Source organism: Pseudoduganella sp. SL102, assembly GCF_027856995.1.
GTDB classification, from domain to species: domain Bacteria; phylum Pseudomonadota; class Gammaproteobacteria; order Burkholderiales; family Burkholderiaceae_D; genus Rugamonas; species Rugamonas albidiflava.
Genome location: NZ_CP115554.1, coordinates 4,560,309 through 4,586,257, shown reverse-complemented (window position 1 = coordinate 4,586,257; position 25,949 = coordinate 4,560,309). Strand labels below are relative to the sequence as shown.

General features: G+C 67.7%; 19 protein-coding genes. 12 read left to right on the top strand and 7 right to left on the bottom strand.

Going from position 1 to position 25,949, the window contains the following annotated elements:
* Positions 1–6 precede the first annotated feature (6 nt).
* The 3 genes from OU994_RS19375 to OU994_RS19365 form a co-directional block, all read right to left on the bottom strand.
* Positions 7–1,296, bottom strand: a complete 1,290-nt coding sequence (locus tag OU994_RS19375; RefSeq protein WP_281607240.1) for a glycerate kinase — start codon at positions 1,294–1,296, stop codon at positions 7–9.
* 39 nt (positions 1,297–1,335) lie between these two features.
* On the bottom strand, positions 1,336–2,685 hold the full coding sequence (locus tag OU994_RS19370) for a dicarboxylate/amino acid:cation symporter (protein WP_281607239.1): 1,350 nt from the start codon (positions 2,683–2,685) through the stop codon (positions 1,336–1,338).
* 108 nt (positions 2,686–2,793) lie between these two features.
* Positions 2,794–3,882: a tartrate dehydrogenase gene (locus OU994_RS19365; protein ID WP_281607238.1), complete on the bottom strand. Its 1,089-nt coding sequence runs from the start codon at positions 3,880–3,882 to the stop codon at positions 2,794–2,796.
* Between the two features lie 103 nt (positions 3,883–3,985).
* On the opposite strand from OU994_RS19365, the gene OU994_RS19360 reads away from it, so the two are divergent.
* Complete coding sequence (locus OU994_RS19360; protein ID WP_281607237.1) at positions 3,986–4,906, top strand: LysR family transcriptional regulator; 921 nt, start codon at positions 3,986–3,988, stop codon at positions 4,904–4,906.
* A gap of 16 nt (positions 4,907–4,922) precedes the next feature.
* On the opposite strand, the gene OU994_RS19355 is transcribed toward OU994_RS19360, so the two are convergent.
* Together OU994_RS19355 and OU994_RS19350 are read right to left on the bottom strand one after the other, a co-directional pair.
* A complete protein-coding gene (locus tag OU994_RS19355; protein ID WP_281607236.1) occupies positions 4,923–5,636 on the bottom strand; it encodes a PEP-CTERM sorting domain-containing protein in 714 nt (237 codons plus the stop codon).
* Between the two features lie 95 nt (positions 5,637–5,731).
* The gene (locus tag OU994_RS19350) at positions 5,732–6,634 is read right to left on the bottom strand and encodes a LysR substrate-binding domain-containing protein (protein ID WP_281607235.1); all 903 of its coding nucleotides are present in this window, start codon (positions 6,632–6,634) and stop codon (positions 5,732–5,734) included.
* 109 nt (positions 6,635–6,743) lie between these two features.
* On the opposite strand from OU994_RS19350, the gene OU994_RS19345 reads away from it, so the two are divergent.
* The 8 genes from OU994_RS19345 (at position 6,744) to OU994_RS19310 (ending at position 15,161) form a co-directional block, all read left to right on the top strand.
* On the top strand, positions 6,744–7,928 hold the full coding sequence (locus OU994_RS19345) for an acyl-CoA dehydrogenase (protein ID WP_131145525.1): 1,185 nt from the start codon (positions 6,744–6,746) through the stop codon (positions 7,926–7,928).
* Positions 7,929–7,933: 5 nt separating this feature from the next.
* Complete coding sequence (locus OU994_RS19340) at positions 7,934–9,133, top strand: CaiB/BaiF CoA-transferase family protein (RefSeq protein ID WP_281607234.1); 1,200 nt, start codon at positions 7,934–7,936, stop codon at positions 9,131–9,133.
* Positions 9,134–9,359: 226 nt separating this feature from the next.
* Positions 9,360–9,623: a hypothetical protein gene (locus OU994_RS19335; protein WP_281607233.1), complete on the top strand. Its 264-nt coding sequence runs from the start codon at positions 9,360–9,362 to the stop codon at positions 9,621–9,623.
* Complete coding sequence (locus OU994_RS19330) at positions 9,620–11,182, top strand: MFS transporter (RefSeq protein ID WP_281607232.1); 1,563 nt, start codon at positions 9,620–9,622, stop codon at positions 11,180–11,182. The genes OU994_RS19335 and OU994_RS19330 overlap by 4 nt, the downstream gene beginning before the upstream one ends.
* Positions 11,183–11,203: 21 nt before the next feature.
* Positions 11,204–12,241 (top strand): HlyD family secretion protein, encoded by a 1,038-nt coding sequence (locus OU994_RS19325; RefSeq protein ID WP_281607231.1) that lies wholly within the window; start codon positions 11,204–11,206, stop codon positions 12,239–12,241.
* A 19-nt stretch (positions 12,242–12,260) separates the two neighbouring features.
* On the top strand, positions 12,261–12,944 hold the full coding sequence (locus OU994_RS19320; protein WP_281607230.1) for a TetR/AcrR family transcriptional regulator: 684 nt from the start codon (positions 12,261–12,263) through the stop codon (positions 12,942–12,944).
* The gene (locus OU994_RS19315; RefSeq protein ID WP_281607229.1) at positions 12,937–13,629 is read left to right on the top strand and encodes a GntR family transcriptional regulator; all 693 of its coding nucleotides are present in this window, start codon (positions 12,937–12,939) and stop codon (positions 13,627–13,629) included. Before OU994_RS19320 ends, OU994_RS19315 begins: the two co-directional genes overlap by 8 nt.
* A 152-nt stretch (positions 13,630–13,781) precedes the next feature.
* The gene (locus OU994_RS19310; protein ID WP_281607228.1) at positions 13,782–15,161 is read left to right on the top strand and encodes an enolase C-terminal domain-like protein; all 1,380 of its coding nucleotides are present in this window, start codon (positions 13,782–13,784) and stop codon (positions 15,159–15,161) included.
* Positions 15,162–15,163: 2 nt separating this feature from the next.
* Here OU994_RS19310 and OU994_RS19305 read toward each other — a convergent pair whose 3' ends face one another.
* Together OU994_RS19305 and galB are read right to left on the bottom strand one after the other, a co-directional pair.
* Entirely contained in the window at positions 15,164–15,868 is a 705-nt protein-coding gene (locus OU994_RS19305) for a GntR family transcriptional regulator (protein ID WP_281607227.1), read from the bottom strand.
* A gap of 317 nt (positions 15,869–16,185) precedes the next feature.
* Positions 16,186–18,747, bottom strand: a complete 2,562-nt coding sequence (galB, locus tag OU994_RS19300; RefSeq protein WP_281607226.1) for a beta-galactosidase GalB — start codon at positions 18,745–18,747, stop codon at positions 16,186–16,188.
* Positions 18,748–19,008: 261 nt separating this feature from the next.
* Between galB and OU994_RS19295 the strand changes: the two genes are divergently transcribed.
* From OU994_RS19295 to OU994_RS19285, 3 genes are all read left to right on the top strand, one after another.
* On the top strand, positions 19,009–20,910 hold the full coding sequence (locus tag OU994_RS19295) for a family 43 glycosylhydrolase (RefSeq protein ID WP_281607225.1): 1,902 nt from the start codon (positions 19,009–19,011) through the stop codon (positions 20,908–20,910).
* A 474-nt stretch (positions 20,911–21,384) separates the two neighbouring features.
* Positions 21,385–23,481, top strand: coding sequence for an ATP-binding protein (locus OU994_RS19290; RefSeq protein ID WP_281607224.1), 2,097 nt, complete (start codon positions 21,385–21,387; stop codon positions 23,479–23,481).
* A gap of 212 nt (positions 23,482–23,693) precedes the next feature.
* Entirely contained in the window at positions 23,694–25,787 is a 2,094-nt protein-coding gene (locus OU994_RS19285) for a TonB-dependent receptor domain-containing protein (RefSeq protein ID WP_281607223.1), read from the top strand.
* Positions 25,788–25,949 lie beyond the last annotated feature (162 nt).

Below are 25,949 nucleotides of genomic sequence, written 5' to 3'. Positions count from 1 at the left end.
CCCGTTTCAGGTGGCGCGCGGCGGCACGACCAGCAGCGCGCGAAAATCGTTGACGTTGGTCAGCGTGGGGCCGGTGACGACGCTGTCGCCCAGCGCTGAGAAGAAGCCGTGACCGTCATTGTCGTCCAGGCTGTCGTGCGGGCGCAAGCCCGCGGCCCAGGCGCGCTCCAGCGTGTCCGGCGCGATGGCCGCGCCGGCGATTTCCTCCTGCCCGTCGACACCATCCGTATCGGCCGCCAGGCCATGCACGCCCGGTTCGCCGCGCAGGGCGAGGGCGCAGGCCAGCAGGAACTCCACATTGCGCCCGCCGCGCCCGTTGCCGCGCACCGTGACCGTGGTCTCGCCGCCCGACAGCAGCACGCACGGCACCGCGAACGGCTGGCCGCGGCGCGCCGCCTGCAGCGCGATCCCGGCCAGCACCTTGCCCACGTCGCGCGCTTCGCCTTCCAGGCTGTCGCCGAGGATATGCGGTGTGATGCCGGCGTCGAGCGCGACGCGCGCTGCCGCTTCCAGCGCCATCTGCGGCGTGGCGATCAGCCGCACTTCGGCGCGGGCCAGGCGCGGATCGCCCGGTTTCACGGATTCGCCGCGGCCACTGCGCAACACGTCGAGCACGTGCTCCGGCAAGGCGATGCCATAGCGCCGCAGGATCGCCAGCGCATCCTCGCAAGTGCTGGCATCGGCCACCGTGGGGCCCGACGCGATGTCGCGCGGGTCGTCGCCGGGCACGTCGGAGATCAGCAGGGTGACCAGGCGCGCCGGATGGCAGGCCGCGCCCAGCCGGCCGCCCTTGATGGCCGACAGGTGCCGCCGCACGCAGTTCATCTCGCCGATCGTCGCGCCGGATTTCAGGAGTGCGGCATTGACGAGCTGCTTGTCTTCCAGCGTGATGCCTTCCAGCGGCAGCGGCAGCAGCGCGGAGCCGCCGCCGGAGATCAGGCACAGGACAGTGTCCTCCTCGGACAGGCCGCGCACCAGCTCCAGCATCCGGCGCGCGGCGCCAAGGCCTGCCGCATCGGGTACCGGGTGCGCCGCCTCGACGATCTCGATGCGTTCGCACGGCACCGCGTAGCCGTAGCGGGTGACGACCAGGCCCGCCAGGGGGCCACTCCAGTTGCGTTCGACGGCGCGGGCCATCTCGGCCGACGCCTTGCCGGCGCCGATCACGATCAGCCGGCCCCTTGCCACTTCCCCAGGCGCTGGCAGCTGGCCGGGTATGCACAGCGCCGGCTGCGATGCGGCGATGGCCGCGTCGAGCATGCGGCGCAGCAGCGCGCCTGCTTCGGTGTCATCCATCGTTGTCTCCTCGCTTGCTCGATAAACGGATAGTACAGCTCATGCGGAGACCTTGTGCACCGGCACCAGTTCCGGTGCGCCCTGGTCGCCGTCGCCTTCCGGCTGGTAAAGCGCCCGCAGTTCTTCGGGCGACGACTGGCCGCCGAGTACCCGGTCCATCTGCCCGCGGTCCAGCGCACCCACCCACTGGGCGATCGCCATCGTGCCCACGGCATTGCCGATCGTGTTCGTGATGGCGCGCGCCTCGGACATGAAGCGGTCCACGCCCAGCAGCAGCACCATGCCCTCGACGGGGATCTTGCCCATCGAGGCCAGCGTGGCCGCCAGGGTGATGAAGCCGGAACCGGTGACGCCGGCCGAGCCTTTCGAGGTCACCATCAGCACGGCCAGCACCACCAGCTGGTCGGTGAGGCTCAGCGGCGTGTTGGTGGCCTGGGCGATGAAGATGGCCGCCATCGTGTAGTAGATGCACTGGCCATCCGGATTGAAGGTGACGCCGGACGGGATCACCAGGCCGACCACCGGCTTGGACACGCCCACGTGTTCCAGCTTGCGCATCAGCTGCGGCACCACCGATTCGGACGAACTGGTGCCCAGCACGGTGAAGATCTCGTCTTTTATATAGCGCAGGAACTTCCACAGGCTGAAGCCGGACATGCGCGCCACCAGCCCGAGGATCACCGCCACGAACACGAAGCAGGTGAGGTACATGCAGGCCATCAGGTAGCCCAGCGACACCAGCGAGCCCAGGCCGTACTTGCCGACCGTGAAGCCGATCGCACCGAACGCGGCCAGCGGCGCCACGCGCATGATCATGCCGACGACGATGAACATGCTGTTGCTGAACGCTTCGAGGAAATCGACCACGGGCTTGGCGCGGCGGCCCATGTGCGACAGTGCCACGCCGAACATGGTGGCGAAGACGAGGATCTGCAGGATGTCGTTCTTCGCCAGCGCCTCGACCACGCTGGTGGGAATCATGTGCAGCAGGAAATCGACGAAACCGCCGGAGTGGCCGGCGGCGGCGGTGTAGTTCCTGATGCCGGCGGTGTCGAGCGTGGCGATGTCCACGTTCATGCCCACGCCGGGCCTGGCCAGGTTGACGACCACCAGGCCCAGGCCCAGTGCGAATGTCGACATCACTTCGAAGTAGATCAGCGCGCGCGAACCGACGCGGCCCAGCTCCTTCATGCTGTCCATCTTGGCGATGCCCAGCACCACCATCGCGAAGATGACCGGCGCGAACACCATCTTGATCAGGCGGATGAAGGCGTCGCCCAGCGGCTTCAGGTCCGCCGCGAAGTGCGGATACAGGACGCCGAGGATGCCGCCGGCGAGCACGCCGATCAGCACCTGCACGTACAGCTTTCCAAAGAATCGTTTTGACATGCTTGTCTCCATGATGGTCCCGGTGAGGGCCCTGGTGAGGGTACTGCAGCACCCGCTCCGCCTGGCTCTCGGCGGCTGGTCGGAACGGGCAACGATGATGCCGGGAGATCAGGCGGCCTTGCGGTCCTCGTCCTTCGCCAGGAAGTCGCAGACGGCGCGCGTCACGTCGGCGGTGGTGGCCTTGCCGCCCAGGTCGCCCGTGTGCAGGGCCGGGTTCGCGGTGACGTGCTCGATGGCCGCCATCACGCGCGCGGCGGCTTCGTGCTCGCCCAGGTGTTCCAGCAGCATGACCACCGACCAGAACGTGCCGACCGGATTGGCCAGGCCCTTGCCCATGATGTCGAACGCGGAACCGTGGATCGGCTCGAACATCGACGGATAGCGGCGTTCCGGATCGATGTTGCCGGTGGGGGCGATGCCCAGGCTGCCGGCCAGCGCGGCCGCCAGGTCGGAGAGGATGTCCGCGTGCAGGTTGGTGGCCACGATCGTGTCCAGCGTGGCGGGGCGGTTGACCATCCGCGCGGTGGCGGCATCGACCAGTTCCTTGTCCCATTTCACGTCGGGGAATTCGCGCGACACTTCCAGCGCGATCTCGTCCCACATCACCATCGCGTGGCGCTGCGCATTGCTCTTGGTGATCACGGTAAGCAGCTTGCGCGGCCGGGACTGCGCCAGCCGGAAGGCAAAGCGCAGGATGCGTTCGACGCCCACGCGGGTCATCATCGACACGTCCGTCGCCGCCTCGATCGGGTGGCCCTGGTGCACGCGGCCACCCACGCCGGAGTATTCGCCTTCCGAGTTTTCGCGCACGATCACCCAGTTGAGGTCTTCCGGCGCGCAGCGCTTGAGCGGCGCATCGATGCCGGGCAGGATGCGCGTCGGGCGCACGTTGGCGTACTGGTCGAAGCCCTGGCAGATCTTCAGGCGCAGGCCCCACAGCGTGACGTGGTCGGGGATGTCCGGATCGCCGGCGGAGCCGAACAGGATCGCATCCTTGCCCCGCAGCGCGTCCAGGCCATCGGCCGGCATCATCGCGCCGTGCTGCCGGTAATAGTCGCCGCCCCAGTCGAAATCCTCGAACTGGAACTTGAAGGTGGCGCTGCCGGCGGCCAGCGCCGCCAGCACTTCGCGGCCAGCCGGTACCACTTCCTTGCCGATGCCGTCGCCGGGAATGGTGGCGATCTGGTAGGTCTTCATGCTGTCTCCTCATTGGAACGATTGAAAGTGGGCTCACTGTAGCGGGTGGACCCGCGCACGAATGGCCATTAAACTCAATCCGTTCTTAACCTGGAGCTCAAGAATGAACGTCAACCTGCAACCTGCGGAACTGAGCTTCGTCGTCACGCTGGCCACCATCGGCAGCCTGAGTGGCGCGGCGCGGGAACTGGGCATCACCACGTCCGCCGTCAGCAAGCGTCTCGCACTGCTGGAAGGACGTATCGGCGTGCCGCTGGTGAACCGCACCACGCGGCGCATGAGCCTGACGGCGGAGGGAGAAGTGCTGTACGAGCATGCGCAGCGCATCCTGCAGGAGCTGGCCGACCTGGAACAGATGCTGACGAAGTCGAAAGGCACGCCGAAAGGCCAGTTGCGCGTCAACGCCACGCTGGGCTTCGGACGGTTGCACATCGCGCCAGCGATTTCGCAGTACGTGCTGCGCTACCCGGAAGTGGACGTGCAACTGCAACTGTCGGTCGACCCGCCGCCGCTGGCCGACGACCAGTTCGACGTGTGCATCCGCTTCGGCGCGCCGGCCGATACCCGCGTGATCGCGCGCCGCCTGGCCGCCAACCGCCGGCTGCTGTGCGCCGCGCCGAAGTACCTGGCCCGCCACGGCGAGCCGAAGACACCGGCCGACCTGGCGCGGCACAACTGCATCGCGATCCGGCAGGGTGACGAGGCGTATGGCGTGTGGCGGCTGCATGCGGGCAAGGAGGGCGAGCGGGATGCGGTTGCCGTCAAGGTGCGCGGCAACCTGACGACCAACGATGGCGAGATCGCGGTGAACTGGGCACTGGACGGACACGGTATCCTCATGCGCGCGGGCTGGGATATCGAGCGCTACCTGGAAAGCGGCCGGCTGGTGCAGGTGCTGCCGGGCTACCGCACGCCGGATGCGGACATCCATGCGGTGTATCCGCACCGGCACCAGCTGTCGGCGCGGATACGGACCTTCGTCGATTTCCTGGTGGAGCGATTCGCGGCGATGGACCAGCCGTGAATCGCGTGCGCGCATGTCAGGCGCGGCGCAGCTTCTTTGTCATCGCCAGTGCTGCCAGGCCCAGGCCGAGCATGGCGTAGGTCGAGGGTTCGGGAACCGGGGCCGTCACCAGCGTCAGCGAGGTGATGTCGGCATCGGCACTCATCCAGTTATTGGTACCGTCCTGCAGGAAGCTGTAGCTCACGCGGGCAAACTGGAAGTCGCCAAGTGCCAAGCTCGATGGCACGGCGGAACTTGCGAGCGCATTGCCATGGAGGTCATGGAACCAGAACGAGCCCGTTTCGAAATCCGTACCGGAACGGTGGGCTGTGAACGACAGAGAGTCCGAACCCGCACCGTCTGGCGAGTCTTGCACGGACAGCCGCGATAGCCAGCTCAGTGCCGGATCAGAGCTGAACGACAGGCCGGTTTGCGCATCCGTGATGGTGGAGCCGATAGCCCCGGTATACATCTGGTAGCTGCCGTGTTCCTCCGGACCGGGCTGGTACGTGTCCAGGGCCAGGTCGGTGTCGTAAAAGAAGGTGCCCGTCCAGGTATTGCCGACCGAGATCGTCGGCCCTGCAAGGGTGCTGGAATCCAGCCAGTTGACGGTTCCCGTCCCGCCTGGAATTTCGGCAATCTTCGAAACGGTGGCCGTATAGGCATACTGGACAAGGGCCGCCTGGGCCGGCATGGCAACGAGGGCCGGGAGCGACACGAGGGGGACGGCGAGCAGAACGGGAAGGCGCATGACATTTCCTGTGGTTGAAAGTTGCTATATTTGCATCCACATGTATGGCCGTCAAGAAAATATATTTATAGCATTTGCCGGTCGCCTCGCCTGGACTACCTGCTTCGCGCCCGAGGGTACTGTGCCGCCTCATCCGCCAGCCATTGCCTGAAGGCCGCGAGCGGTGCGTGTTCCGTCTTGTGCTCCGGGTACAGCAAGCGGTATGACCTGTCGCCGCGGTACACATGCGGCGTGACCAGTACCAGGGTGCCGCGGGCCAGCTCATCCTCGACGAGCATCTGGGGCACGAGGCCGATGCCCATGCCGTGCACCGCTGCTTCCGCTACCATGGAAAACAGTTCGAAGCGGGGGCCGGCCATGTCGTGGTCCACGGCGAGACCCAGCGAACGGAACCAGTCGCGCCAGTTGTACGGACGGGTGCTGATCTGCAGCAGCGGGTGGCGTTGCCAGTCCATGGTGACGCTTGCCGGTCCAAGGCGGGCCGGGCTGCTCACTGCCACCAGGTCTTCATGCATCAGGACGATGCCCTCGGTGCCCGGCCAGAACCCGGTCCCGGCGTGGATTGCGGCATCCAGTGGCGTTTCGTCGAACAGGAACGGGCGCGTGCGCGAAGCGAGGTTGACCGTGATGCCGGGGTGCAGGGCCTGGAAGCGCGGCAGGCGCGGCAACAGCCATTTCGTCGCGAATGTCGGCACCACGCCCAGTTCCAGCGTGCCGCCGGCGCCGCCGCCGGCCATCAGTTCCAGCGTATCGCGTTCCACGTCGTCCAGCCGGGCGGTTACCTTGCGGCTGTAGGCCTGGCCCGCTTCGGTCAGCGCGACGCCGCGCCGGCCACGCCGGAACAGGGCCACGCCGAGGAATTCCTCCAGTGCGCCGATCTGGCGGCAGATGGCGCTCTGCGTGACGGCCAGCTCGTCGGCAGCCTTGGTGAAGCTCTGGTGGCGGGCCGCCGCTTCGAACGCGGACAGGGCGAGAGTAGAGGGGATTTTCCTGCGCATCGGGTTCTCCAAGTGCGTAAACCGCACAGATCAGTGCGTATAAAACGTTTGCCGCACGTTTGGCGTGATTGTACATTGCGTTAATGTTCAACCTGCCCGAGATCCTGAAATGACATCCAAGCACAAAGCCGCCTTCCACTGGGATGATCCGCTGCTGCTGAACCAGCAACTGACCGACGAGGAACGCATGGTGCGCGATTCCGCCAGCGCCTATTGCCAGGACCGCCTTGCGCCGCGCGTGCTGGAAGCCTTCCGCAACGAAAAGACGGATATCGAGATCTTCCGGGAGATGGGCGAGCTGGGCCTGCTGGGCGTGACGATTCCCGAGCAGTACGGCGGCGCCGGCCTGAATTACGTGAGCTACGGCGTGGTGGCCCGCGAGGTCGAGCGCGTCGATTCCGGCTATCGCTCGATGATGAGCGTGCAGTCGTCGCTGGTGATGGTGCCGATCTTCGAGTTCGGCAACGAGGCGACGAAACAGAAATACCTGCCGAAGCTGGCTACCGGCGAATGGATCGGCTGCTTCGGCCTGACGGAACCGAACCATGGCTCCGACCCGGGCAGCATGATCACCCGCGCGAAGAAGGTCGACGGAGGCTACAAGCTCAGCGGCAGCAAGATGTGGATCACCAACAGCCCGATCGCCGACGTGTTCGTGGTGTGGGCCAAGGATGACGAAGGGGCGATCCGCGGCTTCGTGCTGGAGAAGGGCTGGCAGGGCCTCACCGCGCCGGCGATCCACGGCAAGGTGGGCCTGCGCGCCTCGATCACGGGCGAGATCGTGATGGACGAGGTGTTCTGCCCGGAAGAAAACGCCTTCCCCGACGTGCGCGGCCTGAAGGGCCCGTTCACGTGCCTGAACAGCGCCCGCTACGGCATCGCCTGGGGCGCGCTGGGCGCGGCCGAGGATTGCTGGCACCGCGCGCGCCAGTATGTACTGGACCGCAAGCAGTTCGGCAAGCCGCTGGCCGCCAACCAGCTGGTGCAGAAGAAGCTGGCCGACATGCAGACCGAGATCACGCTGGGCCTGCAGGGCTGCCTGCGGCTGGGCCGCATGAAGGACGAGGGCACGGCAGCCGTCGAGATCACGTCGATCATGAAGCGCAATTCCTGCGGCAAGGCGCTGGACATCGCCCGCGTGGCGCGCGACATGATGGGCGGGAACGGCATCAGCGACGAATTCGGCGTAGCGCGCCACCTCGTCAACCTGGAAGTGGTCAACACCTACGAAGGCACGCACGACATCCACGCGCTGATCCTCGGCCGCGCGATGACGGGCATCGCGGCGTTCTGACCGCCATGGCGCACGCGATCAACGCCGGCGCGCTGGCCGGCCTGAAGGTGCTGGACCTGTCGCGCGTGCTGGCCGGGCCGTGGGCCGGCCAGCTGCTGGCCGACCTGGGTGCCGATGTCGTCAAGGTGGAGCGGCCCGGCAGCGGCGACGATACCCGTGCCTGGGGGCCGCCGTGGCTGCCCGACGGCGACGGCAATCCGACCAGCGAGGCAGCCTACTACCTGAGCGCCAACCGCAACAAGCGCTCGGTGGCGATCGACATCGCCACGCCCGAGGGGCAGGCGCTGGTGCGGCGGCTGGCGGAACGGGCCGACGTGGTGCTGGAGAACTTCAAGGTGGGCGGACTGGCGCAGTACGGGCTCGATTACGCCAGCCTGGCGGCCGTCAATCCCCGTCTCATCTACTGTTCCATTACCGGCTTCGGGCAGGATGGCCCGTACGCGCAGCGCGCCGGCTATGACTTCCTGATCCAGGGCATGGGCGGGCTGATGAGCCTGACCGGCCGGCCCGACGGCGAACCGGGCGGCGGCCCGATGAAGGTGGGCGTGGCGCTGACCGACGTGATGACGGGACTGTACGCATCGAATGCCGTGCTGGCCGCGCTGGCGCACCGCGAGCGCACCGGCGAAGGGCAGCACATCGACCTGGCGCTGCTGGACGTGCAGGTCGCCGTGCTGGCCAACCAGGCGTCCAACTACCTGGTCGGTGGCGCGGCGCCGCGGCGGATGGGCAATGCCCACCCGAATATCGTTCCCTACCAGGAGTTCGCCACGGCGGACGGCTACATGATCGTCGCCGTCGGCAACGACGGGCAGTTCCGCAAGCTGTGCGAGGTGCTGGGCCGGCCGGAGTGGGGCAGCGACGAGCGCTATGCCACCAACCCGCAGCGGGTGCGGCACCGCGCGGAACTGGTCGCCGGCATCCATGCGGTCACGGTCACCCGCGCCACGGCCGACTGGGTGGCGCGAATGGAAGGCGCCGGCGTTCCCTGTGGCCCGATCAACACGCTCGACAAGGTGTTCGACGACCCGCAGGTGCAGGCGCGCGGCATGCGCATCGAGATGCCGCATCCGCTTGCCGGCACCGTGCCGCTGGTCGCCAACCCGATCCGCATGTCCGCCACGCCCGTCACGTACCACCGCGCCCCGCCGATGCTGGGCGAGCACACGGACGAGGTGCTGGCCGACTGGCTGGAAAACCGCTAGCCGCGATGCGCCTGGTGTCGGACATTTTTCCTGGGCTTCATCAGGAAAAGTGTCGGACACCGGTCTTCTGCGGGAACGCACGCGAAAACCGGTGACCGACACCGTAAAGCCGGTGTCCGACACCATATCGGTGGCTTACCCGGCAAAAACTTCACAAGTGTAATACCGCTTGTAATTCAAATACCGGTCGGTATAATTGATGCTTTTCATCAATTTCCGACTGCCCATGCACGCTTGGCATCCTTCCGACGAATCCGACCTGCCGCTGTGGGTGCTCGATCTCGACGCCGAGCTCTACAGCGTTGACCACCGCCGCCTGTGCGTCTGGCCGGACGAGTTCGATGGTCGCTGGCACTGGGAAATCCAGACTTGGGAGGATGCTGGACTGGCCGATGGCGGCACCTGCGCCACGCTGGCGGAGGCGCAGCAGGCAGCGGTCGGGGCAGCGCTCCGGCTGGCCGCGAAGCCGGCGCGGGAGCAGGGAGCATGACCGCGCAACTGAGCATGGCCGGACCGGCACCGACTCCCGCTGCGCCACCCGCACCCGCCATCCACCCCTTCGGCCCACGGCTTTTCACCGGCGTGATGGGCGTCTTCGTGGCGGCCATGATGTCGGGCCTGAACAGCCGCATCGGCACGCTGGCGCTGGGCGACATCCGCGCCGTGTACGGCATGGGCATCGACGACGGCAGCTGGGTCGCCAGCCTGTATGGCGCCTTCGAGCTGGCTGCGATGCCGTTCTCGGCGTGGTTCGCGATCACGTTCTCGTTCCGCCGCTACCACATGGCCGTGGTGGCGATCTTCACGCTGCTCGGCCTCGCCACGCCGCTGGCGCCGGATCCGGCCGCGCTGCTGGTGCTGCGCTGCCTGCAGGGTTTCTTCGGCGGCTTGCTGATCCCCGTGCTGATGGCCGCTGCGCTGCGCTTCTTCCCGGCCCCGATCCGCCTGTATGGCCTGGCGCTGTATGCGATGACGGCCACCTTCGCGCCCAACGTGGCCACCTGGCTGTCCGCCACATGGACCGATGGCGTGGCCGACTGGCGGCTGCTGTTCTGGCAGACGGTGCCGATGGCGCTGTTCTCGCTGGCCGCGGTGGGGTGGGGCATTCCGCAAGACCCGGTGCGCCTGGAGCGCTTCCGCCAGATCGACTTGCCGGGCCTGGTGACGGGGCTGGCCGGCCTGGTCATGATCGGCATCGGCCTGTCGCAGGGCGAGCGGCTGGACTGGTTCAACAGCGTGCTGGTGTGCTGGCTGCTGGGCGGCGGATCGGCGCTGCTGGCGATCTTCCTGGTCTGCGAATGGTTCCACCCGATGCCCTTCATCAAGCTGCAGCTGCTGCACCGCCGCAACCTGGGCCTGGGCTTCACGGTGTTTGTCGGCATGCTGGTGGTGCTGCTGTCCGGCTCCCTGCTGCCGGCCGACTACCTGGGCCATGCGTGGCATTTCCGTACGCCGCAGCTGGCCGTCATCGGCCTGCAGGTCGGGCTGCCGCAGTTCATCCTCGGTCCCGCAGTGTCCTGGCTGCTGTACAAGAAATGGATCGACGCGCGCCATGTGTTCTGCGCCGGCCTGGTGCTGATCGCTGCTGCCTGCTGGGTAGGCTCGCGCATCACGCCGGAATGGATGGCGGCCGAATTCGCGCTGGCGCAGGCGCTGCATGCGTTCGGCCAGCCGATGGCCGTGATCGCGCTTCTGTTCCTGGCCACCAGCGTGGTGCAGCCGATGGAAGGGCCGCAGGTGTCCGGCATCGTCAACACGCTGCGCGCCTTCGGCACCATGTTCGGCAGCGCCATCGTGGCGCGCCTGCTGGCGGTGCGCGAAGCCACGCATGCCAACGTGCTGCTCGATGGTGCCGCCAACATGCGCCGCAGCGCCGGCGCCATGCCGACGGACGCGCTGGCCGGCGTGGCCGGGCGCGTGTCGCACCAGGCCTTCGTGCTGTCAATCGCCGATGGCTACCCTGCCCTCGGCGCACTGGCGCTGGCCCTGGTTCCGCCCGTGCTGTCGCTGCAGTACATCGCGCCGCCCGCGCTGCCGTCCAAACAATAATTGCAATCAATCGAGGATACGATGTCTCTTCCCACTTCCGCAAAAATCGCCATCGGCGTGCTCCTTGCCGCGCTGGCAGCCGGCAGCGCCTGGTCGCTGACCCATGATGAAGGCGGCGGCAGCCGCCAGAGCACCGACGACGCCTACGTGACGGCCGACTTCACGCTGGTCGCGCCGCAGGTGGCCGGCAAGGTGGCCGAGGTACTGGTCGAGGACCACCAGGCCGTGCGCAAGGGTCAGCTGCTGGCGCGGATCGACGACCGCGATTTCGTGGTGGCCGTCGACATCGCCCGCGCCGAGCTGACCAGGGCGCAGGCCGACCTGGCCAGCGCCCGCGCCGCCACGGCCCAGCAAGGCAGCACCATCCGGCGCGCCGCCGCCGCGATCGATGCCGGCGCCGCCACGCTGAAATACGCGAAGGCCAATGCGGAACGCTACCGCGACCTGGCGTCCGATGGATCGGCTTCCGTGCAGGACCGCCAGCAGGCCGAATCGCAGACCGAAGCCGCCGCGGCGAACCATGCGGCCGACATGGCCGCGCTGGCGGCGGCGAGGCAGCAGCTCGACGTGCTGGGTGCCCAGGTGGCGCAGGCCGAGGCCCAGGTGGCGCGCGCCACGGCGGCCCTCGCGGCCGCGCAGCTGAACCTGTCGTACACGCGCATCGAGGCGCCGGTGGACGGTATCGTCGGCCAGCGCGCCGTGCGGGTCGGCGCCTATGCGCAGGTGGGGGCGGCGATGCTGGCCATCGTGCCGCTGCAGCATGCCTATATCGAGGCGAACTTCCGCGAAACGCAGCTGGCCAGGATGCGTGCCGGCCAGCGCGTTACAATTGCGGTCGACATGCTGCCCGGGACCACGCTGACCGGCCATGTCGACAGCCTCGCGCCCGCCAGCAGCGTATCGTTCTCGCCGATCGCGCCGGACAATGCCACCGGCAACTTCACGAAAGTGGTGCAGCGCCTGCCCGTCAAGATCGTCATCGATCCGGGGCAGCGCGCCGCGCAGCTGCTGAAGGTGGGCATGTCCGTCACGCCGACCGTCATCTGCGACGCGGGCTGACCCTTCTACGAACAGGATCATGACTGACCAGGACGCATCTGCCGCCGCCACTGCAACGCCCGCCGGTATCCCCCCTGCCAGGCCGCTGCGCCTGACCCGGGAACAAAGCCGCGCCCGCACGCGCGAACGCCTGCTGGCTTCCGCCGCCGTCGTGTTTACCCGCGAGGGCTATGCCGGCGCGTCGATCGACCGCATCGCCGAGGAAGCGGGTTACTCGAAAGGGGCGATGTACTCGAACTTCGCATCGAAGGACGAGCTGTTCTTCGCGATGTTCGATTTCTACGCCCTGGGCCAGGCCAACGAATTGTGCCGCCGCCTCGATGCGCTGGACGATCCCGATGCACTGATCGCCGCCGTCTGCGGCTGGGCCGACGGCATGCGCCACGAACCGGACCTGCGCCTGCTGGTGGTGGACATGGCCCGCCTCGCCCGCGCCGATGCCGCCGTGGCGGCGCGCCATACCAAAATGTTCGACGACGAGTGGCACCAGGTGGGCTCCCGGCTGACGAAGATCTTCCCGGGCGGTGTGGCGCCCGTCCCCGTGCTGCAACTGGGCGCGCTGGTGATGGACATCGCCTACGGCAACGCGACGCAGCTGCATGCCGGGCTGACGGCGGGCGACCTGATCGGCCTGGCCTTGCGCGCGCTGCGCGATGCCTACGGCGCGCGGCCTGCCGCATCGGCGCACCCCGGCAATGCTTGAACTGGCCGCTCCCTTCGTGATCGACAGGTCGCACGGCGCGGCGCGGCAAGTCTATGAGCATCTGCGCGCCGCCATCGTCACGCTGGCGTTCAAGCCGGGCACAGACCTCGACCGCAACGAGCTGGCGCGCTGCTACGGCGTTTCCGTCACGCCGGTGCGCGATGCGCTGCTCAAGCTCGAGGAAGAGGGCCTGGTCGACATCTTCCCCCAGCACGGCACGCGGGTGAGCGCGGTCGACATCGACTCGGCGCGCCACGCGCACTTCCTGCGGCTGGCGCTGGAACTGGAAATCGCCCGCACGCTGGCCCGGCGGCGCGACCCGGATCTCGCGCAGGCCTTGCAGTCACTGGTCGCGCGGCAGCGGCAATGCCTGGAGCGGGGCGATGTCGAAGCGTTCATCCATGCCGACCAGGCCTTCCACGAACGCATGTTCGCCGCCGCCCGGGCGCCGGAACTGTGGCGGCTGATGCGCGGCAACAGCGGCAACATGGATCGCCTGCGACGGCTGCACATGCAATTGAACGGCAAGGCCGAATCGGTGCTGGGCGAGCACGCCGACCTCGCCGCCGCCATCGCCGCCGGGGATGCCGGCCGTGCCGAGGCATGCGTCCGGCACCATCTGAGCGGCACGCTGTCCCGGCTCATCGCCCTGCGCGAGCAGTATCCGGACTACCTGGCCGGTTGATTTGCCGCCTGTCATCTCGCCCGCCGTGATATATTAGTGCATCACGGCGGAGTGTATGCCGCTTTGCCAATATCTTTCCAAAAACCGGGGTCTGACCCCGGTTTTCGGACACATTGCTGACCGCTAGCGACTTACTTCCTGCCCATCCGACCATGACTTCGACCACTCCCGTCATCACCTCCATGCGCGCGATTCCCGTCGCGGGCCGCGACAGCATGCTGCTGAACCTGTGCGGTGCGCATGCGCCGTATTTCACGCGCAATATCGTGCTGCTGACCGACAGCGCCGGCCATACCGGCATGGGCGAGGTGCCGGGCGGAGAGGGCATCCTCAAGGCGCTGGAACGGATCGTCCCGCTGGTGGTGGGCATGCCGGTAGGCCGCTACCAGCGCACGTTGAACAGCTTGCGCGCCGCATTCGGAGCGGCTGGCGGGATGCAGCACCAGGTCACCAACGAGGCGGAAGCGGCCGTGCTGCGCCAGCCGCACGAGATCAACCTGCGCCTGGACAACGTGATCACCGCGGTCGAAGCGGCGCTGCTCGACTTGCTGGGCCAGCACCTGGGGGTGCCGGTCTGCGAACTGCTCGGCAACGGGCAGCAGCGCGACAGCGTGACGATGCTGGCCTACCTGTTCTACATCGGCGATGCCGGCAAGACGGATCTGCCGTACTTGCGCGCGGCCGACGCTTCCCATCCTGGCAATGACTGGTACCAGTTGCGCCACCGCGAGGCGCTGACGCCGGAATCGGTGGCCGACCTGGCCGATGCGGCGGTGGCGAAATACGGCTTCCGCGACTTCAAGCTGAAAGGCGGCGTGATGTCGCCGCACGATGAATTGCTGGCGGTGGCGGCGATCAAGGCGCGTCACCCGAACGGCAACGTGACGGTGGACCCGAATGGCGCCTGGTCGCTCGAGCAGGCCATCGCCGCGTGCAAGGGCAAGGGCCACCTGCTGGCCTACGCGGAGGACCCGTGCGGCCCGGAAAACGGCTATTCGGGCCGCGAGACGATGGCCGAGTTCCGCCGCGCGACCGGCATCCGCACCGCCACCAACATGGTCGCCACCGACTGGCGCCAGATGGGCCACTCGCACCTGCTGGGCGCCGTCGACATCCCGCTGGCCGACCCGCATTTCTGGACCATGCAGGGTTCGGTGCGCCTGGCGCAGCTGTGCCACGACTGGGGCATGACATGGGGCTCGCATTCGAACAACCACTTCGACGTGTCACTGGCGATGTTCACGCATGCGGCGGCCGCGGCGCCGGGCGAGATCACCGCGATCGACACGCACTGGATCTGGCAGGAGGGCGCGGAACGCCTGACGCGCGAGCCGCTGCGCATCGAGCAAGGCGCCGTGGCGGTGCCGGACAAGCCGGGCCTCGGCATCGAGCCGGACATGGAGCGCATCGAGGCGGCCCACGCGCTATACAAGGAAGTGGCCGGCGGCGCGCGCGACGATGCGATGGCGATGCGCTACCTGGTGCCCGGCTGGACCTACCATCCGAACAAGCCGAGTCTCGCGCGGGATTAACCTCAGGCGCCGGCGCCGAGTGCCAGGTATTCCGGATACTGTTCCCGGATAGCCTCGACCCCCTCCAGTGCATCGCCCAGGCAGCGCCGCACGCAGTCCATCGCCAGCCTGCCGTCGCCGGCGGCGATCGCCTCCGCGATACCGGCATGATCCGCCAGCACGCGTTCCACATCGGCGCGCTGCTGCAGGCGCTGCAGCCGTTCCAGGCTGCCGCCCTGGCGCTGCAGCAGTTCCCACAGGTCGGCAACGTGCGCGAACTCGAACAGCTGGCGGTGAAACGCCGTGCCGGCGCGGTCGAACGCCGCATCATCCTGCAATTGCGCGGCCAGCCGCTGCTGTGCGATGTGCTGTTCCAGTGCGAGGCCCAGTGACGTATCCGGCGCCCGCGCCAGCGTATTGACCACTTCCAGTTCCAGCGACAGCCGCAGAAGGTGCGCCTGCCGCGCCGCGTCGACATCGATGCGGCTGACGGTCGTCGTCTGCTGCGGAACGATGTCGACCAGGCGTTCCTCGCCAAGCCGCGACAGCGCATCGCGCAGCGGGGTCGACGACAGGCCGTAGTAGTCCGCCAGCTCGTTGCGGTGCAGTTGCGTGCCCGGCGCCAGTGCCAGCGTCACGATCAGTTGGCGCAAATGGTCGAACACCTGCGCCGATGCGTTGCGCGTGCGGTCGAGGCGGAAGGGGGAGGCGGGCAGGCCGGGGATCATGAAGGAGGGCGAAGCCGGACAAAGCGGCTATTGTAGCCGCAGCCCGCAGCCGGAAGCCTCCTGGCGCTACCCGCTTGCCTCTGCCTCCAATGCCGCTACGTTAAACGTTACCCGACACATTGGATGTGCATGCATTCACCCCAACAGCGAAGGGCTGGGGTCAGACCCGTCGGGGTGGAGCAGGGGTTTCGCGAAGCATGCTTCGCGCCTGCGGAACGGTGCTGGCATGCATGCCAGCATTCCTTTCTGACCCCAGAATTTGCACTTGGGGTGGACTTATCCAAGCGGCATCGCGTCTGCCCCTGAACCCTGTGCGCTCAGGGCGCCTTGCTCTCCAGCGTCACCTTCGTGCTGCCCAGTCCATCGGCCGTTGCCGTCAACACCAGCTTGCCCGGCTGTCCCGCGCGCGTGCGCACGATCGCCAGCGCCAGGCCGTTGAACGCATTGCGCTCGCGCGACTGGAACGATTCGAAGCTGGTCGGATCGCCGTTGTCGGTGGCGATGATGTCGCCCGGCCCGCTCAGCGTGAACTTCACGCGGTTGCCGCTGCGCGGTACCGGCCGGCCATCCCTGTCGGCGATCGTCACCGTCACGAACGACAGGTCGTCGCCATCGGCACGGATCGCCTGCCGGTCGGCCGACAGCAGCAGTTTCGCCGCCTTGCCGGTGGTGTGCACGGTGTCCTCGGCCCAGCGCTTGCCGTCCTTGTACGCCACCGCCTGGAGCGTGCCGGGCTGGTAGACCACGTCGTCCCAGCGCAGGCGGTACTCGCGCGGGCCGCGCTTCTTGCGGCCCAGCGATTGCCCGTTCAGGAACAGCTCGGCCTCGTCGCCGGACGTGTACAGGTGCACCGGCGTGACCTGGCCCACGCGCTCCGGCCAGTTCCAGTGCGGCAGCAGGTGCGCCATCGGCAGCTCCGGGCGCCAGCGCGCCTGGTACAGGTAGAAGCGGTCCTTCTTGAAACCGGCCAGGTCGACGATGCCGAAGTACGAGCTGCGCGACGGCACGGCGATCTTCTTCAGGCTGTCCAGCTGCTGCGCCATGCGCTGCCGCTGCGCCGGGTCGGTGAAGTTCAGCAGGTTGGTGCTGTCGCTGTTGTACGGCGTCGGCTCGCCCAGGTAGTCGAAGCCGGTCCACACGAATTCGCCCGCCACTAACGGATTGTCGTCCTGGCCGCGGAATTCCTTGTCGGGCGGCGAGGCCCACGGCGGCGCGCTCAGGTCATAGCTGCTGACGTGGAAGTTGGCCTGGCCCTTCGACTGGTCGTCGCTGACGGGGAAGAAGTACTTCCCGCGCGAGCTGACGGTCGACGCGGTTTCGCTGCCCAGCAGCGGGATGTGCGGCGCGTGCTCGTGGAATTTCGCGTACTCGTGCGGCTTGTAGTTGTAGCCGAACACGTCGACGGCGTTCTGGAAGCCGTTGTAGCCGGAGCCGACATGGTTGTAGGCCGCCGTGGTCGGGCGTGTGGAATCTTCGCCGCGGGCGATCTCGGACAGGCGGGCCGCCACCTTCCAGCCTTCGCGCGCACCCTGCTCGACGATCTCGTTGCCGATGCTCCAGGCAATCACGCTGGGGTGGTTGCGGTCGCGGCGGATCATCGCGCGCAGGTCCTTCTCGTGCCATTCGGCGAAATGCAGGTGATAGTCGTTCGGCGTTTTCTTCAGGCCCCAGATGTCGAAGGCTTCGGCCACCACCACGAAGCCCATGCGGTCGGCCAGGTCCAGCAGTTCCGGCGCCGGCGGATTGTGGCTGGTGCGGATCGCGTTCACGCCCATCTCGCGCAGGATCTCCAGCTGGCGTTCCAGCGCGCGGACATTGATCGCCGCGCCCAGCGCGCCCAGGTCGTGGTGCTGGCACACGCCGTTGATCGTCAGCCGCGTGCCGTTCAGCAGGAAGCCCCGCTCCGCATCGAAGGCGATGGTGCGGATGCCGAACGGCGTCTCCACTACATCGACCACGCGGCCCTTGTCGGTCACCGTCGTGACGGCCACGTAGCGCTGCGGCGCGGCGGTGCTCCACAGCCGCGGATTGGCCACGGCCAGCGCCTGCGTGAGCTGCACCTGGTGGCCGGCCGGCGCCTTCCACGGGCTGGCCGGTGCCTTGCTTGCCACGGCCGGGCCGGTGCGCTTGCCGGCGCCATCGAGTGCGTAGATCTCGTTGGCGACCTGTACTTCGGTGTCCGTGCCGCGGTTGTCCACCGTGACCTCGACGTTCACGGTTGCCGATTCCTTTGTCACCAGCGGCGTGGTGACGAAGGTGCCGTACTGCGCCACATGCACCGGCGCCGTCTTCACCAGCCACACGTTGCGGTAGATGCCGCCGCCCGGGTACCAGCGCGACGAGGCCGGCGGATTGTCGAGCCGCACCGCCACCACGTTGGCGCCGCCGGGTTTCACGTGCGGCGTGAGGTCGACGCGCCACGACGCATAGCCGTACGGCCAGCCGCCCACGTGCCGGCCATTGACCCATACCTGCGCGTTCGACATCGCGCCATCGATGTCCAGGTAGACGCGGCGGCCGGCATCGGTGGCCGGCAGCGTGAAGTGCTTGCGGTACCAGGCCGTGCCCCACCACGGCAGCTTGCCCGTGTCGTTCGGGTACTCCTGGCGGAACGGGCCTTCGATGCCCCAGTCGTGCGGCACGGCGAGCTTGCGCCAGGCGCTGTCGTCGAAGCCCGGCTGCGCGATTGGCTGGTCAGAGGGGCCGCTCCTGCCGGCGTCGCCCTTGAGGAATTCCGCTTCACGGAAGGCTTCCTTGTGGAAGCGCCAGTCGGCGTTGAAGGCGATCCGTTCGCGGACCGGGGCTTCGGCGGCATGCGCGGTCGCGCCCGCGAGCGCGAGGAAGCCGAAGGCGACAAGGGGAAACAGGCGTCTGAACATGGGTTGCACGTGTGATGGTGGACCGAAAAGTGTAGACCCTATTGCAATACCGTTGCTATTCCATTTCTGCCGCGCGCTATCCGGAAGCGTTATAGCGCCGCCATGGCAGGGAGATGGCACGGCCGTCCGATCAACCCGATGAGCGATCGCCCCGGGTGCCGCTCGAGCCGCCGCTCTGCGTGCTAAGGTACGGCGCCCATCACGACGAACCTTGCACGACGAACCCTGCACGACGAACCCTGCACGACGAAGGAGGAGACCATGCCCACCAATCCGACCTGGCGCCGCCCCGCGCTGGCCATGGCGCTGCTGGCGCTTGCCGCCGGTGCCCAGGCCCAGCAATCGAAGTGGCCCGACATCACGTGGCTGTTCACTTCCTTCCACGGCAAGGGCGACGGCCTGCACCTGTCGGCCAGCGCGGACGGCAAGGCGTGGACGGACCTGGGCAAGATCTTCCTGAACCCCTCGGTCGGATCGGGGCTGATGCGCGACCCGCATATCCTGCGCGGCCCCGACGGCGTGTTCCGCATGGTATGGACCACCGGCTGGAAGGACAGGGGCATCGGCTACGCGGCATCGACGGACCTGGTCAACTGGTCGGCCCAGCGCTACCTGCCGATCTTCGAGAAGACCGCGGGAGCCACGGATGCGTGGGCACCGGAGACGTTCTACGATGAAGCGGGCGGGCAGTATGTGATCACGGTATCGTCCGACATCGACGGCCGCTTCCCGGAGACGAAATCGGCCGAGCGGATGAACCACCGCACGTACTATGTGACGACGAAGGATTTCGTCACGTTCAGCGAACCGGCACTGTTCCTCGACCCCGGCTTCGACCATATCGATACCACGGTGGTGCGCGATGGAGGCCGCTATTTCAGCGTCTTCAAGGAAGGCGACCGGCAGAAGGCGGGCAAATGGGGCGCGGTGCGATGGGCCGTGGCCGACCGCGCGCTCGGTCCCTGGCGGGTGATGCCCGAGCCGATCGTCAGCGGCTTGCGCGCCGAGGGGCCGACCTTGTACACCCAGGACGGCAGGACGACCTTGCTGGTCGACTTCTATGCGGACAAGCGCTATGGCGCCTTCCAGACCACCGACTGGAAGACGTGGACCGATGTGTCGGCGCAAGTCTCGGTGGCGGACGGCCAGCGGCATGGCAGTGTGCTGGCGGTGCCGGCCTGGCTGGCGAAGGAGCTTGGCACCGCGCGCCCGAGGGCGGAAGCAGTGGAGCCGAAGCCGGCCCCGCCGCCCATCCTGGATGGCTTCACGGCCGATCCGTCGATCCGGCTGTTCGGCGACACCTACTATATATATCCCACATCGGACAAGCCGAACTGGCAGACCACCGATTTTTCCGTGTGGTCGTCGAAGGACCTGGTGGAGTGGAAGAAGGAGCGCATGATCCTGGACGTGGCCAACGACCTGAAATGGGCCAAGGTCGAAGCCTGGGCGCCGGACGTGATCGAGCGTAACGGCACGTACTACATGTACTTCTGCGCGCAGGGCAATATCGGCGTGGCTACGTCGAAGTCGCCCACCGGCCCGTTCGTCGACGCGCTGGGCAAGCCGCTGGTCGCCAAGGGCACGGGCGTGCAGACCAATACCATCGACCCGTATCCGTTCATCGACGACGATGGCCAGGCCTATCTTTACTACGGCAACGGCAAGCTGGGCAACGTCTACAAGCTGAAGCCGGACATGGTCACGCTGGATGGCCCCGTGCACACGATCGAACTGCGCGACCACCGCGAGGCGCCGGTGGTCTTCAAGCGCAACGGCAAGTACTACTTCATGTGGTCGATCGACGACGCGCGCAGCCCGGACTACCGGGTGGGCTGGGGCGTGGCCGATTCGCCGCTCGGCCCGGTGCGTTCGCCGGAGCGGGATTTCATCGTGCTGCGGCGCAGCGGGCCGGCTGTCGCCACCGCGCATCACAGCGTCGTCAACGTACCGGGCACCGATCGCTGGTACGTCGCCTATCACCGCCACGCGCTGCCGCAGGGGAACGGCTACCAGCGCCAGACCGTGCTGGCGAGGATGGCGTTCAATCCCGATGGCTCGATCCAGCCGATGGACCCGATGGCCGTGCCGTTCCGGCCGGGTGACGTGGGTGAGCCGGTCAGGAACGGGAAGGCGGTGGCGCCGGTCGGCACGGGCAGGTAGGCGACTGTATCGGACGCCTGCGGGGAGTCCACAATGTTTCCCGACAAATGGAGCCTGCCACTAATGCCGCTAAGTTAAGCGTTACCCGATACGTTGGAAGCGCATGCATTCACCCCAACAGCGAAGGGCTGGGGTCAGGAGGGAGTCCTGGCATGCATGCCAGGACCGTTGCGCAGGCGCGAAGCAGGCTTCGCGAAACCCCTGCTTCACCCCGCCGGGGCAGAGTCGGGGTTTCAAGGAGCATCGCTCCTTGCCGACGTAGCGATACTGGCCTGCAAGCCAGTATTCCTCCCTGACCCCGGAATTTGCACTTGGGGTGGGCTTATCCAAGCGACATTGGAGCCTGTCACCGGTTTTTCTGGAACAGCCGTTGATGGGTGGTCACGGCGGACAGGGGTGCTGCCCGGCGACGTGTTGTTTCCCGGCATGGTAAGGTGCGGCTTTGCGGCATGCCGCGCCACGTTGTCCCTTGCCATGTCCGACCACCGCTCCGTGCCCGCCCTCGTTCTCGCCGACGCGTTCGACTGGGGCGCGACGCCGTTCGGCGCGGTGGCGGGGTGGCCTTCGGCGCTGCGCACCGCGGCCGGCATGGTGCTGCAGTCGCGCCAGCCGATGTGCGTGATGTGGGGCGCCGGGTTGCGCCTGCTGTTCAACGATGGCTATCGCACCTTGCTGGGCGCGCGTGCGCACGGCGGCGTGATGGGCCGGCCGGTCCGCGCGGCCTGGCCCGAGCTCGCCGACCTGGCCGCCCCGATTCTCGACGATGCGCTGCGCGGCCATGCCACCGGCGCCGTGGAAGACCATCCATTCATCGTCGAGCGCAACGGTTATCCCGAGCAGATCTACGTGACGTTCTTCACGAGCCCCATCCACGATGACGCCGGAATGATCGCCGGCCTGGTGGTCACCTGCGTGGAAACCACGGCCAGGGTGGCGTCGCGCCGCGAGCGCGACGACGCGATGGAGCGCCTGCGGCTGCTCGACGAAATCGGCGAGGCCACACGGGTAGCCAGCGAACCGCGCGCCATCATGGAAGAAGCCACGCGGCTGCTGGGCGAGCATCTGGGCGTGACGCGGGTGGCCTATGCCGACCTGGAGCCGGACAACGACCGCTTCACGATCCGGCACGACTGGCGCGTGCCGGGCGCGATCAGCACCGCGGGTGTGTATTCGCTCGACCTGTTCGGCTCGCGCGCCACGTCGAACCTGCGCATCGGCCGCACGCTCGTCATCAACGACGTCGACGTGGAACTGGCGCCAGGCGATGGCGACGGCATGTTCAACAGCATCGGCATCAAGGCCATCATCTGCTGCCCGCTCGTCAAGGGCGGCCACCTGGTGGCGATGATGGCCGTGCACCAGGTGCATCCGCGCCGCTGGACCGCCGAGGAACTGGCGCTGGTGGAGGCGGTGGTCGAGCGCTGCTGGGCACACATCGAGCGGGTGCGCTCGACCGAGGCGCTGCGCGAGGCGGACCGCCACAAGTCCGAGTTCCTGGCCGTGCTGGCGCACGAGCTGCGCAACCCGCTGGCGCCGATCCGCAACGGGCTCGAACTGCTGCGCCTTTCCGGCGGCAGCCGGGAAACCGTGGCCAGGGTGGGCGGCATGATGGACCGCCAGCTGAGCCACATGACGCATTTGATCGACGACCTGCTCGACATCGCCCGTGTCTCGAGCGGCAAGATCGTGCTGCACCGGGAGCTCACGGAACTGCAGCGCATCGTGGCGGTGGCGATCGAGGCCACCCAGCCGGCGCTGGACGCGGCCGGCCACCAGCTGGCGGTCCACCTGCCGGACACGCCGCTGCCGGTCGATGCCGACCCGGTGCGCATCAGCCAGGTGATCGGCAACCTGCTGACCAACGCGGCAAAGTACACGCCCCGCAACGGCAGGATTTGCATAACCGCCCATGCGGAAGAGGGCATGGCGGTCGTGTCGGTGGCCGACAACGGCATCGGCATCGCGCCGGAATCGCTCGACGCCGTGTTCGACATGTTTACCCAGGTAGCGCGCCACGTGGAGCGCTCCAACGGCGGGCTCGGGATCGGCCTGTCGCTGGTGCGGCGGCTGGTGGCGCTGCATGGCGGCACGGCCACGGCGGCCAGCGCGGGCCCGGGGCAGGGCAGCACGTTCACGATCCGGCTGCCGCTCGCGGAAGCATCGCCGGTGGCCGCCGTGGATGCGCCGCCGGCGCCCGACGCGGCCGCGGGCAGGCGGCTGCGCATCCTGATCGCGGACGACAACGTGGATGCCGCGCATTCGCTGGCCGACCTGCTGGCGCTGGAAGGCCACGAGATCCGGGTCGCCGCCGATGGCGCCGCCGCGCTGGAACTGGCCGCCGGTTTCCAGCCCGAGGTGGTGTTCCTCGACATCGGCATGCCGGGCATGGACGGCTACGAAACCGCGCGCCGCCTGCGCGCCATGCCCGGCATGCAGGCCATCCGGCTGGCCGCGCTGACCGGCTGGGGCGCCGCCGAGGACCGCGCCCGCGGCCGCGCCGCCGGCTTCGACCATCACCTGCTGAAGCCGGCCGTGCCGGCGGAAGTGCGCGCAGTGCTGGCAGTGGCATGACAGCGCCTCGCGTGGCCGTGGATCGCTGCGGAGCGGTCGGATCGGATGCGATGAGGACGACGGGCACGGCATCACCTGCGTGACGTGGCGGGCCGTCCCCGACGGGAACGTTCGCACGGAGACGATCAGATGGGATCAATTACCTCTTCTAACGATAATGACTTATCATTATAATTAGTGGAATTGCTTACCCATCACAAGGATCGCATTCCATGTACGACAAACGCACTCCGCTCGCGCTGGCCATCGCGCTGGCATTCGGTTCCACGTTCTGCGCCTCGCCGGCCGCCCATGCGCAGACCGCACAGGCGGCCGGCGACCGCCATGGCGGCGATCCGGACAGCATTCCCACCGTGCTGGTCTCGGCCAGCGCGCTGGGCGTGCTGTCCGACGACATGATCACGCCGGCCACCACGCTGTCCGGCGCCGAACTGGTGCGGGTGCGCGAATCGACCCTGGGCGAAACGCTGGGCCGCCTGCCGGGCATCACGTCGAGCCACTTCGGCGCCGGTGCCAGCCGGCCGGTCATCCGCGGCATGGATGGCCCGCGCGTAAAAATCCTGGCCGACGGCGCGGAAGTGCAGGATGCGTCGACCGTCAGCCCGGACCACGCGGTGGCGTTCGAGCCGCTGCTGGCCGAGCGCATCGAAGTGCTGCGCGGCCCGTCGGCGCTGGCCTACGGCGGCGGCGCGGTGGGCGGCGTGGTCAACATCATCGACCGGAAGATCCCCACGGCATTGCCGTCCAAGGCTGTCGAGGGCAGCGCCGAGCTGCGCGCGAATTCGGCGGCGCGCGAAAAGGCCGGCGCCTTCGAGATGACGGCGGCGGCGGGCAACGTGGCCTTCCACGCGGAGGGCGTGAAGCGCGATGCGGACGATTACCGCGTCGGCAAGGACTGGGCCGAAGGGCGCCGCGTCGGTGGCAGCTACAAGGATACCGAGACGGGCACGGTCGGCGTGTCGTGGATCGGCGCGCGGGGTTACCTGGGCGCGGCCTACACGAAGGAGCGCACCGAGTACGGCATTCCCGGCCACGGCCATGAATTCGAAGGCTGCCATCCGCATGGCGACCACCTGCATTGCGGCGACCACGAGGAAGAAGAAGAGGAAGAAGGCCACGACCACGGGCACGAACACGAGGAAGGCCCGGTACCCTACGTCAAACTGGACAGCGACCGCTGGGACGTGCGCGGCGAGTACCGCGACCCGCTGGCCGGTTTCTCGAAGGTGCGGCTGCGCGCCTCGTTCACGGATTACCGGCACGACGAGATCGAGGGCAGCGAGGTGGCGACCACGTTCACCAGCAAGGCGCATGACGCGCGCCTGGAAATGGAGCACAAGCCGGTGGCCGGCTGGCGCGGCGTGATCGGCCTGCAGACGACGCGGCGCGATTTCGCGGCGCTGGGCGAGGAAGCCTACGTGCCGGCCACGCTGACCAAGAAGCATGCCGCCTTCGTGACCGAGGAATACCGCCTGGACGCCTGGCGCTTCGAGGCGGGCCTGCGCCACGAATGGCAGGATATCGAGGTCGAGGGCGCCCGCGAGCGCGACCGCGATGCGCGTGGTACCTCGCTCGCGCTGGGCGCAGTCTGGAAGTTCGCGCCGCAGTACTCGCTGCGAGCCGCCATCTCGCGCAGCCACCGCCTGCCGGCCGCCGAGGAACTGTATGCCGACGGTATCCACCTGGCCACCAGCACCTGGGAGATCGGCAACGAGAACCTGGCGAAGGAAACCTCGAACAACCTGGACATCACGCTGCGCAAGTTCGCCGGGCCGACCACCTTCTCTGTCAGCGCCTTCCACAACCGCGTGGACAACTACATCTACGCCCGCACGCTGGACAACCACGAAGGCTTCCAGCTGGTCGAGTACGCGCAGCGCGATGCCACGTTCACCGGTATCGAAGGGGAACTGCGCCAGGAGCTGGGAGCCGGCCTGCAGGCCACGCTGTTCGGCGACTACGTCCGCGCGAAGCTGGACAATGGCGGCGGCAACATCCCGCGCATCCCGGCCGGGCGCATCGGCGCCAGGCTCGATGGCGAATGGCAGGGCTGGCACGGCATGATCGAAGCCTACCGCGTCGCCACGCAGGACGACGTGGCCGAACAGGAAAGCCGTACCTCCGGCTACAACATGCTGAACCTGGGCACGCACTACAACACCCGCATCGCCGGCCTGCCGGTGCAGCTGTATGCGCGGCTGAACAACCTGACCGACGAGCTGGCGTACAGCCATACCTCGTTCATCAAGGCCGCCGCGCCACTGCCGGGACGTAACCTGACGGCCGGGCTGCGCGTGACGTTCTGATCGCCGTTGCCGAGCCGGTGTCAGCGTGCCTGGCGCAGAGCAGCGCACTGCGGAACTCCTGCGCCATTCCCTGCGATGCTCCCCTGACGCCATTGCCGCTTATATAATCCCACCCCAAGTGCAAATTCCGGGGTCAGGGAGGAATACTGGCTTGTAAGCCAG